This is a genomic window from Bacteroides caecigallinarum (assembly GCF_021531075.1).
Classification (GTDB): Bacteria; Bacteroidota; Bacteroidia; order Bacteroidales; family Bacteroidaceae; genus Phocaeicola; species Phocaeicola caecigallinarum_B.
The window spans coordinates 1-724 of sequence record NZ_JADYTJ010000144.1; the positions used below are offsets into that span (position 1 = coordinate 1).

The following is a 724-nucleotide window of genomic DNA, read 5'->3' on the forward strand; positions in this document are numbered from 1 at the left end:
CGGGCATGATACCTTTTACCGGATCTGTCCGAAAAAGCCGGATGGCTGAATACAAGAAACAGGAAGCCGCTTATGAGCAGACATTCCGAGACGGGAAATGCACCTTCGGTGACATGAACTACAAACGCCACCGTGACGTGCGGTATTCGAATGAATATCCTGCCGGATGCAGGTGCCCTCATTGCGGTACTTTCTGGATTGACTGAAAAAACATTTACCAACAAATAAATTCAAACGATATGAAAATCTGCTGTTCACAAGAGCATTACGACAAGGTCGTACAGTATGCAAAATCCATCAATGACAAGACACTGGAAAACTGTCTTGAACGTCTCAAACAATGGGAGAAAAACGAGAACCGTCCATGCGAAATCGAACTCTATTACGACCATGCGCCGTATTCGTTCGGATTCTGCGAACGTTATCCGGACGGGAATACAGGCATTGTCGGAGGACTGCTGTATCATGGAAATCCGGACGAATCCTTTGCCGTCATCATGGAACGTTTCCACGGATGGAGCATACATACCTGACATATATGCGACAGTCTGTATTGGGGAGCCTCATGCAATATGGGGTTCCCTTTTTTTATGCCGGAGACATGATGACAGCATCCTCATTTCTTGCTGCAAAAATAGCTGTTTGCCGCGCAACTCCCGCAAGGCGGCCCTGCCGGGCTGGTTGTCTGGAAAAAAATCATCCTCGCTTCGCTCCGGTATTTTTT

1 protein-coding gene and 2 pseudogenes are annotated in these 724 nt (G+C 47.4%); all 3 read left to right on the plus strand.

Going from position 1 to position 724, the window contains the following annotated elements; translation table 11 throughout:
• Positions 1 to 206 (plus strand): annotated as a pseudogene (locus I6E11_RS14755) (hypothetical protein); the annotation flags it as partial.
• A gap of 33 nt (positions 207 to 239) precedes the next feature.
• Positions 240 to 533, plus strand: a complete 294-nt coding sequence (locus I6E11_RS14760) for a DUF4120 family protein (RefSeq protein WP_117678447.1) — start codon at positions 240 to 242, stop codon at positions 531 to 533.
• Positions 515 to 724 (plus strand): annotated as a pseudogene (locus I6E11_RS14765) (hypothetical protein); the annotation flags it as partial. The gene I6E11_RS14760 and the pseudogene I6E11_RS14765, both read left to right, overlap by 19 nt.

Excerpts from the sequence above, each read along its gene's own strand:
- I6E11_RS14760 (WP_117678447.1), top strand. The coding sequence starts at position 240 with ATGAAAATCTGCTGTTCACAAGAGCATTACGACAAGGTCGTACAGTAT.